Here is a 13,444-nt window from a genome sequence, read left to right as displayed (position 1 = left end):
GACTGGGCGTTCCCCTTCCTGCAGAAAAGCAGTGGCGCGGGGAGGCTCAGAGCATCAGCTTGACCACGGACTCCGACGGGTCTCGCGACTTGCCGGCTTTCTCCAGCTGCGCCAGGTAGTCGGCCCACATCTCGTCGTGGCGCACGCACAGCTCATAGAGGTAGTCCCAGGTGAACAGTCCGCTGTCGTGGCCGTCGTCGAAAGTCAGCTTGAGCGCGTACTGACCGGCCGGCTCCAGGTTGCTCAGGCCGACATTCAGCTTGCCCACCTGCAGCACCGGGTTGCCGTGGCCCTGGACTTCCGCCGATGGCGAATGCACGCGCAGGAACTCGGCGGGCAGATCGTAGGACTGGTCGCCATAGGTCAGCGAAAGCTTCTTCGAGGCCTTGTGCAGCTTGATGGCGGAAGGAATGCGCATGGACGGCTCCTGAACGGCGATCCCGGCATTGTAGCGCCGGCTGAAAATAAACGGGGCGCCCTGAGGCGCCCCGTTGCTGTGGCATCGATCCGCTTACAGGATGTAGCGCGACAGGTCCTCGTCCTGGGCCAGTTCACCCAGGTGGCCGTTGACGTAGGCCGCGTCGATCACGATGGCCTTGTCGCTGTGTTCGCTGGCGAGGTCGGCGGCGTCGAAGGACACCTCTTCGAGCAGGCGCTCGAGCAGGGTGTGCAGGCGCCGGGCACCGATATTCTCGGTCTTCTCGTTGACCTGGAAGGCGATCTCCGCGAGGCGTTTGATGCCGTCGGCGGCGAACTCGATGTCCAGCCCTTCGGTCTTCAGCAGCGCGGTGTACTGCTCGGTCAGCGACGCATGCGGCTCGCTGAGGATACGCTCGAAGTCGCTCGGGCTCAGGGCTTTGAGCTCGACGCGGATCGGCAGGCGGCCCTGCAGTTCCGGCACCAGGTCGCTAGGCTTGGACAGGTGGAAGGCGCCCGAGGCGATGAACAGGATGTGGTCGGTCTTCACCATGCCCAGCTTGGTGTTCACGGTGCAACCCTCGATCAGCGGCAGCAGGTCACGCTGCACGCCCTCGCGGGAGACGTCGGCGCCGCCGACATTGCCGCGCTTGGCGATCTTGTCGATCTCGTCGATGAAGACGATGCCGTTCTGCTCCACCGCTTCCAGGGCGCGGGCCTTGAGGTCTTCTTCATTGACCAGGCGCTGCGCTTCCTCGTCGCGGATCAGCTTCATGGCCTCGGCGACCTTCAGCTTGCGGCTCTTGCGCTTGCCCTTGCCCATGTTGGAGAACAGGCTCTGCAGCTGGTTGGTCATCTCCTCCATGCCGGGCGGGGCCATGATTTCCACGCCCGAAGGAATGTCGGCGACCTCGATGTCGATTTCCTTGTCGTCCAGCTGGCCTTCGCGCAGGCGCTTGCGGAACAGCTGGCGGGTGTTGGAGTCCTCGCGGGCCGGCTCGTCACCGAAACCGGCGGTACGCGCCGGCGGCAGCAGGGCGTCGAGGATGCGCTCTTCGGCGGCGTCTTCGGCGCGGTACTTGACCTTCTGCACTTCCTGCTCGCGGAGCATCTTGATCGCGGCATCGGCGAGGTCGCGGATGATCGACTCGACGTCACGGCCGACGTAGCCGACCTCGGTGAACTTGGTCGCTTCCACCTTGATGAACGGCGCGTTGGCCAGCTTGGCCAGGCGACGGGCGATCTCGGTCTTGCCGACGCCGGTCGGGCCGATCATCAGGATGTTCTTCGGCGTCACCTCGGCGCGCAGTTCGGTCGGCAGCTGCATGCGCCGCCAGCGGTTGCGCAGGGCGATGGCGACGGCGCGCTTGGCGTCGTCCTGGCCGATGATGTGGCGGTTGAGTTCGTGGACGATCTCGCGGGGAGTCATGGACATTTGACGGGTTACTCCGGAGCGACAACGCCTCAGAGGGCGCTGTCGAGCTCCTCGATGGTCAGGTTCTGGTTGGTGAACACGCAGATCGAGCCGGCGATGTTCAGCGCGGTCTCGGCGATTTCGCGGGCGCTCATCTCGTCGTTGGCTTTCTGCAGCAGCGCCATGGCGGCCGCCTGGGCGAAGCCACCGCCCGAACCCATGGCGATCAGGCCGTGCTCGGGTTCGACCACGTCGCCGTTGCCGGTGATGATCAGCGAGGCATCCTTGTTGGCCACCGCCAGCATGGCCTCCAGGCGGCTCAGGGAACGGTCGGTACGCCAGTCCTTGGCCAGCTCGACGGCAGCGCGCACCAGGTGGCCCTGGTGTTTTTCCAGCTGTTGCTCGAAGCGTTCGAAGAGGGTGAAGGCATCGGCGGTGGCGCCGGCGAAGCCGGCCAGTACTTCACCGTGGTACAGGCGGCGGACTTTCTTCGCGTTGCCTTTCATCACGGTGTTGCCCAGGGAAACCTGGCCGTCGCCGCCCATGACGACTTTGCCATTGCGGCGGACAGATACGATGGTGGTCAAGGGTCTTACTCCACACTAGCGGGGCGATGTGCCCGAATGCAGAGTCAGATGGGGACTCGGTCGGCGGGGTTCAAGTCCTGCACCGGACGAGCAGTGCGCATTTCACGCGCCACTCGTCGGTGCGGGCCTTGGAATCAGCGGGTCTGGCGCTGCTGTAACAGCAGGTTGCTGAAGCCGTTGCCGGCCAGTTGCTTCTGCGCGGCGGAGGCCTTGGCGCGGTCGCCGTAGGGGCCGACCATGACGCGGTACCAGGTTTCGTCGCGCACCGTGCCGGACTCCACGCGGGCGTTCTGGCCCATCATGATGATCTGCGCGCGCAGGTGGTCGGCGTCGGTCTGCTTACGGAACGAGCCGGCCTGCAGGTAGTACTGCGTGGCCGCTACGGCCGGCGGCGGTGTCGGCTTGGCTGGCGTGGTATCGCTGGCCGGAGCCTGCGGCAGCGCCTGCTTCTGCGCCGTCGCGACCTGGGTTGCTGGCGGCGTGGCGGGCGTTGCCGGCTTGACCACTGCGGGCGGTGGCGGAGTCTGGCCGCTCAGGGCGGTCAGGGCGCGCTGGGTGTCGATCTTCTCGGCTTCTTCCTTGGTGGCGACCACGGTCGGCGGCGTCTGCGGTTTTGCAGGCTGGGTGGGCGGCGGCACGGCCTCCGGCGGCACGGCGACTTCCGAGCCCGGCAGCAGGGTGTAGAAGTCGTACTTGGGCCTCACCCCGGTGGGCGCGGCCGGCTGTTGCGGCTGCACGGTGCCGGAGGGCTTGTTGGAACCGACCACGGACTTGGGCGCCTCCGCCTTCTCGCGTTTGACGTCGTTGCGACCCGGCTCCAGCTTCATCAGGAACATGATGAAGCCGCCGATGGCCAGGCCGGCGACCAGCCAGACCCAGCCGGGGACCGAAGTCTTCTTGGCCGGGGCCTGGTAGCGGCTGGCGCCGCGCTTGGGAGCGGGTTTCTTCTTCGCCATGGGTGCTTACATGCGCTCCAGGGTTTCCAGGCCCAGCAGTTCCAGGCCCTGCTTGAGGGTACGGCCGGTCAGCGCGGCGAGGCGCAGGCGGCTTTCCTGTTGCGCCGGGTCTTCGGCAGTGAGGATCGGGCAGTGCTCGTAGAAGCTGGAGAACAGGCCGGCCAGCTCGTACAGGTAGGCGCAGAGGATGTGCGGGACACCCTTGATCGCCACGTTGTTGAGCAGGTCGGTGAATTGCGCCAGCTGAGCGGCCAGGGCGATTTCCTGCGGTTGCTGCAGGACGATCTTGCCGCCGACTTCGTCATAACCCTTGCCCAGCTTGCGGAAGATGCTCGCCACGCGGGTGTACGCATACAGCAGGTACGGCGCGGTGTTGCCTTCGAAGCTCAGCATCAGGTCGAAGTTGAAGCTGTAGTCGCTGGTGCGGTGCTTGGACAGGTCGGCGTATTTCACCGCGCCGATGCCAACGGCGTGGGCGATCTGGCGCAGGTCCTGCTCGCTGAAGTCGGGGTTCTTGGCCTTCACCAGGGTGTAGGCGCGCTCCTCGGCTTCGATCAGCAGGTCGATCAGCTTCACGGTGCCGCCGTCGCGGGTCTTGAACGGCTTGCCGTCGGCGCCGTTCATGGTGCCGAAACCCATGTGCTCCAGGTCCATGCTGGCCGGGACGAAGCCGGCGCGGCGGGCGACTTCGAACACCTGCTGGAAGTGCAGGGCCTGGCGCTGGTCGACGAAGTACAGCACGCGGTCGGCGTGCAGCACCTTGTGGCGGTAGCGCATGGCGGCGAGGTCGGTGGTGGCATAGAGGTAGCCGCCGCCGGCCTTCTGCACGATCACCGGCAGCGGCTCGCCTTCGGCGTTCTTGAACTCGTCGAGGAACACGCACAGGGCGCCGTCGCTCTCGACCAGCAGGCCCTTGGCGGTCAGGTCGGCGACCACTTGCGCGAGGTCGTCGTTGTAGGCGCTCTCGCCCTTCACGTCGGCCATGGTCAGCTTCACGCCCAGCAGGTCGTAGACCTTCTGGCAGTGCGACAGGGAAATGTCGTTGAAGCGGGTCCACAGGGCCATGCACTTGGGATCGTTGGCCTGCAGTTTCACCACCAGCTCGCGGGCGCGGTTGGCGAACTCGGGGGACTCGTCGAAGCGTTGCTTGGCCGCGCGGTAGAAGACCTCCAGGTCGTGCAGTTCGGCCTGGGCGTCCACCGGTTGTTCTTCCAGGTAGGCCAGCAGCATGCCGAACTGGGTGCCCCAGTCGCCCACGTGGTTCTGGCGGATCACGGTGTCGCCGAGGAACTCCAGCACGCGGCTGACGCCGTCGCCGATGATGGTCGAGCGCAGGTGGCCGACGTGCATTTCCTTCGCCAGGTTCGGCGAGGACAGGTCCACCACCACGCGCTGCGCGGGGCCGGCCTTGCGCACACCGATGCGTTCGTCGGCCAGGGCCTTGTCGAGGCTGGCGGCGAGCCAGGCCTGGTCCTGGAAGAAGTTCAGGAAGCCGGGGCCGGCGATCTCGACCTTGGCCACTTCCGGGCTCTGCGGCAGCGCCTCGACCAGCTTGGTGGCCAGGTCGCGCGGCTTCATGCCGGCGGGCTTGGCCAGCATCATGGCGATGTTGCTGGCGAAGTCACCGTGGGTTCGGTCCTTGGTGTTCTCCACCTGGATGTCGGGCGTCAGGCCGGCCGGCAGGGTGCCGTCTTCGGTGAGGCTGACAAGGGCTTGCTGGATCAGGTGGCGAATCGTGTCTTTCATGGTTTTCTCCGTGCTCGCGTGCATCCGGCGCGCGCGACCGGTTATCGGGCTCAGAACCGCGCATTATCCGTGGCTGGGCATGGCTTGCCAACCGCGGAGCGCTCCGAGTTCAGTCTCGCCGCTGTGCCATCCGTCGCGGCTGATGGAAGTCAATGTAGGACGGTTCCGGCACGGCGGACGGGTTCTTGGGAATAAAAGAGGGCCGTCAGAACAGATCGATCGGGTCGACATCCAGCGACCAGCGTACCTGGCGCCCGCTGGGCATGCCCTCTAGCGTCTGCAGCCAGGGGGTGAGAAGACGGTGCAGCGGTGCGCGGGCCGTGCTCATCAGCAGCAACTGCGCGCGATAGCGACCGGCGCGACGCTCCATGGGCGCCGGCACCGGGCCGAGGAGTTCCACGTCGTGGCCCAGGGTGGCCTGCAGACGCTCGGCCTCGGCGCAGGCCTCGTCGAGGAAACCTTCGGCCTGCCCTGGCTTGTGCGCCTCGGCGCGTAGCAGCGCCAGGTGCGAGAAGGGCGGCAGGCCGGCGGAGCGGCGCTCGGTGAGGGCCTGCTCGGCGAAGGCGAAGTAACCCTGCTCGGTGAGTTGTACCAGCAGCGGGTGGTCGGCCAGATGGGTCTGGATCAGCACGCGGCCCGGCTCCTCGGCGCGCCCGGCGCGGCCGGCGACCTGGACGATCTGCTGGGCCATGCGCTCGCTGGCGCGGAAGTCGGCGGAGAACAGCCCGCCATCGGCATCGAGGATCGCCACCAGGGTGACCCGCGGGAAGTGGTGCCCCTTGGCGAGCATCTGCGTGCCGACCAGGATGCACGGCTCGCCCTTGTTGATGGTGGCGAACAGGTCGCGCATGGCGTGCTTGCGCGAGGTGCTGTCGCGGTCGATGCGCAGCACCGGGTAGTCCGGGAATAGAATGCGCAGGCGCTCTTCGGCGCGCTCGGTGCCGGCGCCGACCGGGCGCAGGTCCACGGTGCCGCATTTCGGGCAGTTGCGCGGCGGTCGCTCGCGGTGGTCGCAGTGGTGGCAGCGCAGTTCGCCACTGCCCTGGTGCACGGTCATCCGCGCATCGCAGCGCGGGCACTGGCTGATCCAGCCGCAGTCGTGGCACAGCAGGGTTGGGGCGAAGCCGCGGCGGTTCAAGTAGACCAGCACCTGCTGGCCGGCCGCCAGGGTTTCCTTGATCGAGCGCTGCAACGGCATGGAGATGCCGGAATCCAGCGGCAGGCTCTTCACGTCCAGGCGGTGGAACTTCGGCTGGTGCGCGCCGCCGGCCCGCTGGGTCAGGCGTAGCAGGCCGTAGCGGCCGCTCTGGGCGTTGTGCAGGCTTTCCAGCGCCGGCGTGGCGGAGCCCAGCAGGATCGGCACGTTCTCCAGTCGCGCGCGCACCATGGCGAGGTCGCGGGCGTGGTAGCGCAGGCCTTCCTGCTGTTTATAGGAAGCGTCGTGTTCCTCGTCGATGATGATCAGCCCCGGATTCTTCAGCGGGGTGAACAGTGCCGAGCGGGTGCCGATGATGATGTCCGCCTCGCCGTCGCGAGCCGCCAGCCAGGCGTCCAGCCGCTCCCGGTCGGTCAGCGCCGAATGCAGCAGGGCGATTCGCGCGTTGAAGCGGCGCTCGAAGCGGCTCAGGGTCTGCGGGCCGAGGTTGATCTCGGGGATCAGCACCAGTGCCTGTTTGCCGGCCTCCAGGGTTTCGCGGATCAGTTGCAGGTAGACCTCGGTCTTGCCGCTGCCGGTGACGCCTGCCAGGAGGAAGCTGTGGAAGCTGCCGAAGCCGGCGCGCACGGCTTCGAAGGCGGCACGTTGCTCGGCGTTGAGCGGCAGTTCCGCCTGCGCCAGCCACGGGCCATGGTGCGGTGGCACGCTGTGCTCGCGCACTTCCAGGGTGACCAGACCTTTTTCCTGCAGCAGGTCGAGGCTGTCCTTGTTGATCTGCAACTGGCTGAGCAGGTCGTGGGCGACACCATGGGGGTGCTGCTTGAGGATCTTCAGCGTCTCGCGCTGGCGCGGCGCGCGGGCCAGGCGCGGGTCTTCCTCGCGGGCACCGGGTTCGGCGTGCCAGAAGCGCTGCTGGCGCGCCTCGGCCGGGTCGCCCTGGCGCAGCAGGTTGGGCAGTGCCCAGGAGAAGGTGTCGCCCAGGCTGTGCTGGTAGTACTGCGCCGTCCAGCGGCACAACTCCAGCAGGTGCGCCGGCATCGGCGGCTCGCGGTCGAGCACCGCCAGGGCCGGGCGCAGCTTGTCCGCCGGCACGTCGGAGGTTTCCACCTGCTCCACCAGCACACCGACCATCTCCCGCCGGCCGAACGGCACGCGCAGGCGCACGCCCGGCTGCAGGCGCGTCACGTCGACCCCGCGCGGAGGCAGGTAGTCGAACAGGCGGCGCAGCGGCGAGGGCAGGGCGAGACGCAGGATGGCGGGTGTGGGCACGCGACGGATTCCGGGGCGGCTGGGAGCGCTGGATGGTAGCATGGGCAATGCGACGGTCGGTCATGCCTGATCTTGCGTTGAAAGCGTTCTCTGGTATGATCCACGCCCTTAATTTCCGTGCGGTGCCCGGTAAAAGATCCCGCCTGCGGTCCTTGATGACCGTGGCTCGGCTTCTGCCAGAGACTGGGTGGCGGCACACCACTGAGAGGAAGAGACCATGAAACCGGAAATCCATCCCGCGTACGAAGACATCGAAGCCACCTGCAGCTGCGGCAACGTGATCAAAACTCGTTCGACCCTGTGCAAAGGCATCCACCTGGACGTCTGCTCCGAATGCCACCCGTTCTACACTGGCAAGCAGAAAGTCCTGGACACCGGCGGCCGTATCGATCGCTTCAACCAGCGCTTCGCCATGTTCGGCGGCAAGAAGTAAGATCGATTTCCGGAAAGAACCTTCATGGTTTTTTACGGCATCTCGAAAAAGGCGTCCCTCGTGGGCGCCTTTTTTATGGCTGTCCTTTTTTCCCTGGACGCCAGCGCCGTCGCCTGCCCGAAGCCTTCGTCAGCGGAAACGGTACGCGTGGCACGGGTGGTGGACGGTGACACGCTGAAGCTGGCCGACGGCCGCAGCGTCCGCCTGATCGGCGTGAACGCCCCGGAACTGGCCCACCACGGCCGCTCCGAAGAACCCTTTGCCGTTGCCGCCCAGCGTCGCCTGCAGGAGCTGGTGGCGGCCAATGACGGCGAGGTCGGCCTGGTTCCCGGCCAGCAGGGCAAGGACAAGTACGGCCGCACGCTGGCCCACGCCTATGACGCCCGCGGCAACAACCTCGAATCCCGCCTGCTCGCCGAAGGCCTGGGCTACCTTGTAGCTATCGCCCCCAATACGGATCTCACCGCCTGCCAGCGCGCCGCCGAGCGCGAGGCGCGCAGCGCCCAGCGGGGGTTGTGGAGAAAATCTCCGGTGCAGGTGGCGGAACAGCTTCACGAAAGCGGCTTTGCGGTGGTGCGTGGACGGGTGGAACAGGTACAACGCAATCGCGGTGGTCTGTGGATCGATCTCGACGGCCCGTTGGTGCTACGCATTGAGCCCCGACTCCTGAGCCAGTTCGACGATGCAACCCTGCGTGAGCTGAAGGGTCGACAAATAGAAGCGCGCGGCTGGGTCATCGACCGTGCCGAGCGCGGTGGAGTAAAAACCGGACAGGCGCGCTGGATGCTGCCTGTAACCGACCCGGCGATGATGGAGGTATTGCCATGAGCGTGCGCTCGTTCGGAATCCTGGTGTTGCTGGCGCTGCTGAGCGTCCTCGGCGGTTGCGCCACCAACCCGGCCACCGGCAAGTCTGACTTCGTGATGATGAGCGAGCAGAGCGAGCTGGAGATGGGCCAGAAGTACAGCCAGGAAATCGCCAAGCAGTACCCGCGCTATGAGGATGCCAAGCTGCAGGCCTACGTCCAGCAGGTTGGCGAGCGGGTCGCCCGCGCCGGCGACCGGCCGCAGCTGCAGTATCACTTCACGGTCATCGACACCCCCGACATCAACGCCTTCGCCCTGCCCGGCGGCTACATCTATATCCACCGCGGGCTGATGGCATATCTGGGCTCGGAGGCGGAGCTGGCCGCCGTGCTCGGCCACGAGGTCGGCCACGTGACTGCGCGGCATAGCGTCAAGCAGCAGAGCCAGTCGAGCGCCTGGAGCATCCTCGGCCAGGCCGTGGCCCTTGGCACCGGTGTCGGCGCTGCCGCCGACCTCACCAACGTGCTCGGCACCGCCTTCGTGCGCGGCTATGGCCGCGACATGGAGCTGGAGGCCGACGGCCTGGGCGCCAAGTACCTGGCCCGCGCCGGCTACGACCCGACCGCCATGATCCAGGTGGTGCGGGTGCTGAAGAACCAGGAAGACTTCGCCCGCGATGAGGCGGCGCGCAAGGGCCAGGCGGCCCAGCCGGTCGGCTACCACGGGCTGTTCGACACCCACCCGGACAACGATGAGCGCCTCAAGCAGGTCCTCGGCCCGGCCCAGGCCCTGGCCGGCAGTGGCCAGCGCGAAGTCGCTGCCGAGCGCTACCTGAAAGCCATCGACGGCATGCCCTTCGGCGATTCCGCCGCCAGCGGCGTGCGCCGCGGGCAGAGCTTCTACCACTCGGAACTGGACTTCACCCTGACCTACCCGGCCGGCTGGGGCATCCTCAACCAGCCGACCGCGCTGGTGGGCTACACCGCCGACCAGCAGGCCTACATCGGCATGAAGCTGGTACCGCGCGATGGCCAGCTGACTCCGGCGGAATACCTGCGCAAGGGGGCTGGCGGGCGGTTATCGAACGAAGAAAGCTTCCAGCAGAACGGCCTCGACGTTGCCACTGGCGTGGTTCCCGGCAATCCGGCCCGTCGCGCGGCCGTGGTCTACCAGAAGGACCACGCCTACCTGTTCATCGGTGTGGTCAAAGGTCGCGCCTCGCTGGAGAGCGAGGACGACCACTTCATGCAGGTCATCCGCAGCTTCCGACCCATGCGTGCCGACGAGCAGAAACTCGCGCAACCGCGCCGGATCGCCGTCGTTCAGGTCAAATCCGGGCAGACTGTCGAGCAGTTCGCGAAGGCAGAAACCGGTCCGGAATCTGACTCGATAAATAGTATACGTTTATTGAATGACTTGTATCCAACTGGTCAGCCAAAACCGGGCGACTGGCTGAAAGTCGTACGCTAGAGGTCTTGACAGCTGGGGCCTGGGCTACCTTGGCAGGTGCGGCCTTTCTGCGTATGCTCGGTCCCCCGTCTGTCCAACAAGCAACAAAAGCGGAAGTGCCCAAATGTCTGATCTCAAGACCGCTGCCCTCGAATATCACGCCCAACCCCGCCCCGGAAAACTGAGCGTCGAGCTGACCAAGCCGACCGTGACCGCCCGCGACCTGTCGCTGGCGTACAGCCCGGGTGTCGCCGAGCCGGTCCGCGAAATCGCGCGTGACCCCGAGCTTGCCTTCAAGTACACCGGCAAGGGCAACCTGGTCGCGGTCATTTCCGACGGCACCGCCATCCTCGGCCTGGGCAACCTCGGCCCGCTGGCCTCCAAGCCGGTCATGGAAGGCAAGGGCGTCCTGTTCAAGCGCTTCGCCGGTGTCGACGTATTCGACATCGAAGTCGACGCCGAGAGCCCGCAGGCCTTCATCGATACCGTCAAGCGCATCTCCATCACCTTCGGCGGCATCAACCTGGAAGACATCAAGGCACCCGAGTGCTTCGAGATCGAGCGCGCCCTGATCGAACAGTGCGACATCCCGGTGTTCCACGATGACCAGCACGGTACCGCCATCGTGACCGCCGCCGGCATGCTCAACGCCCTGGAAATCGCCGGCAAGAAGCTGGAAACCGCGAAGATCGTCTGCCTCGGCGCCGGCGCTGCCGCCATCTCCTGCATGAAGCTGCTGGTGAGCATGGGCGCCAAGGTCGAGAACATCTACATGATCGACCGCCAGGGCGTGATCCACGCCGGCCGTAACGACCTGAACCAGTACAAGGCGGTGTTCGCCACCGAGACCGACAAACGCACCCTGTCCGACGCCCTGGAAGGCGCCGACGTGTTCGTTGGCCTGTCCGGCGCCAACCTGCTCAGCGCCGAAGACCTCCAGCGCATGGCGCCGAACCCGATCGTCTTCGCCTGCTCGAACCCGGACCCGGAGATCAAACCGGAACTGGCCCACGCCACCCGCAACGACGTGATCATGGCCACCGGCCGTTCGGACTATCCGAACCAGGTCAACAACGTGCTCGGCTTCCCCTTCATCTTCCGCGGTGCCCTGGACGTGCGCGCCACTCGCATCAACGAAGAAATGAAGATCGCTGCTGCCCTGGCCCTGCGTGACCTGGCCAAGCTGCCGGTACCCAAGGACGTGTGCGACGCCTACGGCGTGACCGCCCTGGAATTCGGCCGCGAGTACATCATTCCGAAGCCGATGGACAAGCGCCTGATCACCATCGTTTCCGATGCCGTGGCCAAGGCCGCCATCGAGACCGGCGTGGCGACCCTGCCGTATCCGAAGCACTACCCGCTGCAGTCGGTGGAAGACGTCTTCAAAGGCTGATTCCGTCTGACCTGGAGAACCCCGCCTCGGCGGGGTTTTTCTTTTTCCGATGAGTGAAACGAAGAGTTACCCATTAATGACTGAAGGCAGGGGCCTTCAGGATCATCCCGACTATCCTTCCCTGCTCATGCATTGACGCGTCCGCTGCCCTGGAGCGGGCCGGGCGCATGGGGGAACATCATGAATCGGACTTTGCTGGCAGTCGCCACCCTGGCGGCCAGCGCCGCGCTCATCGGTTGCGCAGGGGCACCGCAGATGAGCTGGGACCGGGTGGGGGATTCGGCGCAGCGTGCAGTCACCAGCGCCGACGTCTGGGCGCCGGTGGCTGGCGCGGCGGTGATCGCCGCAGGCAATTGGGACCACAAGTGGCAGAAATCGGCGAGCAACCACGACTGGTTCTTCGGCGGCGACGCCAACCAGGCCGCCGACCGCATGCTCAACCTCGCCACCGGCCTGAGCGTCGTCACTGCTTTGGTGGCGTCGCCCAAGGACGTGAGCACCGAGGAGAAATGGAGCTGGCGCGGGCGCAACCTGACCTTGCTGGCGGCGGACCGCTATGCGGTGACCGGTTTCGTCGAGGAGGCCAAGGAATGGTCCGGGCGCGAGCGGCCGGACGGAATCCCCGACGACTCCTTCCCGTCCAAGCACACCGCCGTGACGGCCGTGCACAACAGCTTCACCCGCCGCAACCTGGACTACATCGACATGAATCCGACCTGGCGCTACACCGCCAAGGCCGGGCTCTACACCCTCGACGGGCTGACCGCGCTGTCGCGTGTGGAGGGAGACAAGCATTACCCCACCGACGTTCTGGTCGGGATGGCGGTGGGCAACTTCTTCGCCAACTTCACCTACAACCTGTTCCTCGAAGGGCCGGAAAGTCAGCGCTACAACGTGGCGGTGGTGCCGGAAACCGGCGGTGGCATGAGCCTGCGCGCGGCGATGCTGTTCTGAAGTTGGCGCGCCGCGCTGGGCAGCGTCTAGTCTTGCCAGGGCTTCTCCCTGGACGACGTCCCCGATGCCGCTGCGCCTGTTGCTGACCCTGCTGTTCCTGTGCGTTTCCTGCGCGGCGCAAGCCGGCGAAGTGCTGCGCATCGCAGCGGATCGCTGGCCGCCCTATGCGGACCGCCAGTTGCCCGGCAATGGCGTGGCGGTGCATCTGGTACAGGCGGCGCTCAAGCGCGCCGGCTATGCCAGCGAATACATCGAGGTGCCCTGGCCGCGCGTGTTGCACGGTGTGGCGAACGGCGAGTACGACCTGGTGGCGGACGCCTGGTATACGCCGGAGCGGGAGTCCTTCGGCGTGTATTCCGAGCCCTACCTGGTCAACCGCGTGCGCCTGATCAAGCGCCAGGGTTCGCCGATTGCCTATGGCAAGCTGGCCGATCTGTATCCGTACCGCATCGCCATGGTGCGTGGCTACGCGTACTCCGAGGCCTTCGACAACGACCCGAAACTGCAGCGGGTGCCGGTGTTCAGCTTCGTCAACGCGGCGCTGATGCTGCAGGCCGGGCGGGTGGACCTGACGCTGGAAGACGAGATCACCGCGCGCGTGCATTTCAACGGCGACCTCGCCGAACTCAAGGGGCAGCTGGAGTTCCTCCCGGTGCCACTGGCCGAGAACGGCCTGCACATTCTTGTCGGCCGGCATAACCCGCACCATGCCGAGATAATCGCGGCCTTCAACAAGGCGATCCTCGAGATGCGTGCGGATGGCAGCTACGACCAACTGATGCGCGAGTACGGTCTCTGACAGGGCTTGGGGCTCTCTATAGGAGCGAGCTTGCTCACGAGCCCCGTTTCACGCCTGACCATCCG

Annotated in this window: 12 protein-coding genes; 6 read left to right on the top strand and 6 right to left on the bottom strand. The window is 66.2% G+C overall.

Going from position 1 to position 13,444, the window contains the following annotated elements; all coding sequences use genetic code 11:
• Positions 1 to 46: 46 nt before the first annotated feature.
• The 6 genes from GJV37_RS18280 to GJV37_RS18255 all read right to left on the bottom strand — a co-directional run bounded on the left by GJV37_RS18280 (position 47) and on the right by GJV37_RS18255 (position 7,587).
• Positions 47 to 418 (bottom strand): gamma-butyrobetaine hydroxylase family protein, encoded by a 372-nt coding sequence (locus GJV37_RS18280; protein ID WP_024766503.1) that lies wholly within the window; start codon positions 416 to 418, stop codon positions 47 to 49.
• Between the two features lie 93 nt (positions 419 to 511).
• Positions 512 to 1,852: an ATP-dependent protease ATPase subunit HslU gene (gene hslU / locus GJV37_RS18275; RefSeq protein ID WP_084358347.1), complete on the bottom strand. Its 1,341-nt coding sequence runs from the start codon at positions 1,850 to 1,852 to the stop codon at positions 512 to 514.
• A 29-nt stretch (positions 1,853 to 1,881) separates the two neighbouring features.
• Complete coding sequence (hslV, locus tag GJV37_RS18270) at positions 1,882 to 2,418, bottom strand: ATP-dependent protease subunit HslV (RefSeq protein WP_037013407.1); 537 nt, start codon at positions 2,416 to 2,418, stop codon at positions 1,882 to 1,884.
• A gap of 134 nt (positions 2,419 to 2,552) precedes the next feature.
• On the bottom strand, positions 2,553 to 3,374 hold the full coding sequence (locus GJV37_RS18265) for an SPOR domain-containing protein (RefSeq protein ID WP_170857993.1): 822 nt from the start codon (positions 3,372 to 3,374) through the stop codon (positions 2,553 to 2,555).
• A 6-nt stretch (positions 3,375 to 3,380) separates the two neighbouring features.
• A complete protein-coding gene (argS, locus tag GJV37_RS18260) occupies positions 3,381 to 5,120 on the bottom strand; it encodes an arginine--tRNA ligase (RefSeq protein WP_037013402.1) in 1,740 nt (579 codons plus the stop codon).
• A 205-nt stretch (positions 5,121 to 5,325) separates the two neighbouring features.
• Positions 5,326 to 7,587: a primosomal protein N' gene (locus tag GJV37_RS18255; RefSeq protein WP_170857991.1), complete on the bottom strand. Its 2,262-nt coding sequence runs from the start codon at positions 7,585 to 7,587 to the stop codon at positions 5,326 to 5,328.
• 175 nt (positions 7,588 to 7,762) lie between these two features.
• Here GJV37_RS18255 and rpmE point away from each other — a divergent pair, with 175 nt between their 5' ends.
• From rpmE to GJV37_RS18225, 6 genes are all read left to right on the top strand, one after another.
• Positions 7,763 to 7,978 carry a 50S ribosomal protein L31 gene (gene rpmE / locus GJV37_RS18250; protein WP_024766509.1) on the top strand — a complete coding sequence of 72 codons (216 nt, stop codon included), beginning with the start codon at positions 7,763 to 7,765 and terminating at the stop codon, positions 7,976 to 7,978.
• 24 nt (positions 7,979 to 8,002) lie between these two features.
• A complete protein-coding gene (locus GJV37_RS18245) occupies positions 8,003 to 8,806 on the top strand; it encodes a thermonuclease family protein (protein ID WP_170857990.1) in 804 nt (267 codons plus the stop codon).
• On the top strand, positions 8,803 to 10,254 hold the full coding sequence (locus tag GJV37_RS18240; RefSeq protein ID WP_170857989.1) for a M48 family metalloprotease: 1,452 nt from the start codon (positions 8,803 to 8,805) through the stop codon (positions 10,252 to 10,254). The genes GJV37_RS18245 and GJV37_RS18240 overlap by 4 nt, the downstream gene beginning before the upstream one ends.
• A 103-nt stretch (positions 10,255 to 10,357) precedes the next feature.
• Complete coding sequence (locus tag GJV37_RS18235) at positions 10,358 to 11,626, top strand: malic enzyme-like NAD(P)-binding protein (protein WP_024766512.1); 1,269 nt, start codon at positions 10,358 to 10,360, stop codon at positions 11,624 to 11,626.
• 180 nt (positions 11,627 to 11,806) lie between these two features.
• Positions 11,807 to 12,580 carry a phosphatase PAP2 family protein gene (locus GJV37_RS18230; protein WP_037007577.1) on the top strand — a complete coding sequence of 258 codons (774 nt, stop codon included), beginning with the start codon at positions 11,807 to 11,809 and terminating at the stop codon, positions 12,578 to 12,580.
• A gap of 64 nt (positions 12,581 to 12,644) precedes the next feature.
• Complete coding sequence (locus GJV37_RS18225; protein ID WP_170857988.1) at positions 12,645 to 13,379, top strand: substrate-binding periplasmic protein; 735 nt, start codon at positions 12,645 to 12,647, stop codon at positions 13,377 to 13,379.
• Positions 13,380 to 13,444 lie beyond the last annotated feature (65 nt).

The sequence above is a fragment of the Pseudomonas nitroreducens genome (assembly GCF_010994165.1).
In the GTDB taxonomy this organism is placed as follows: domain Bacteria; phylum Pseudomonadota; class Gammaproteobacteria; order Pseudomonadales; family Pseudomonadaceae; genus Pseudomonas; species Pseudomonas nitroreducens.
This window is presented reverse-complemented; position numbering and strand designations above follow the sequence as displayed.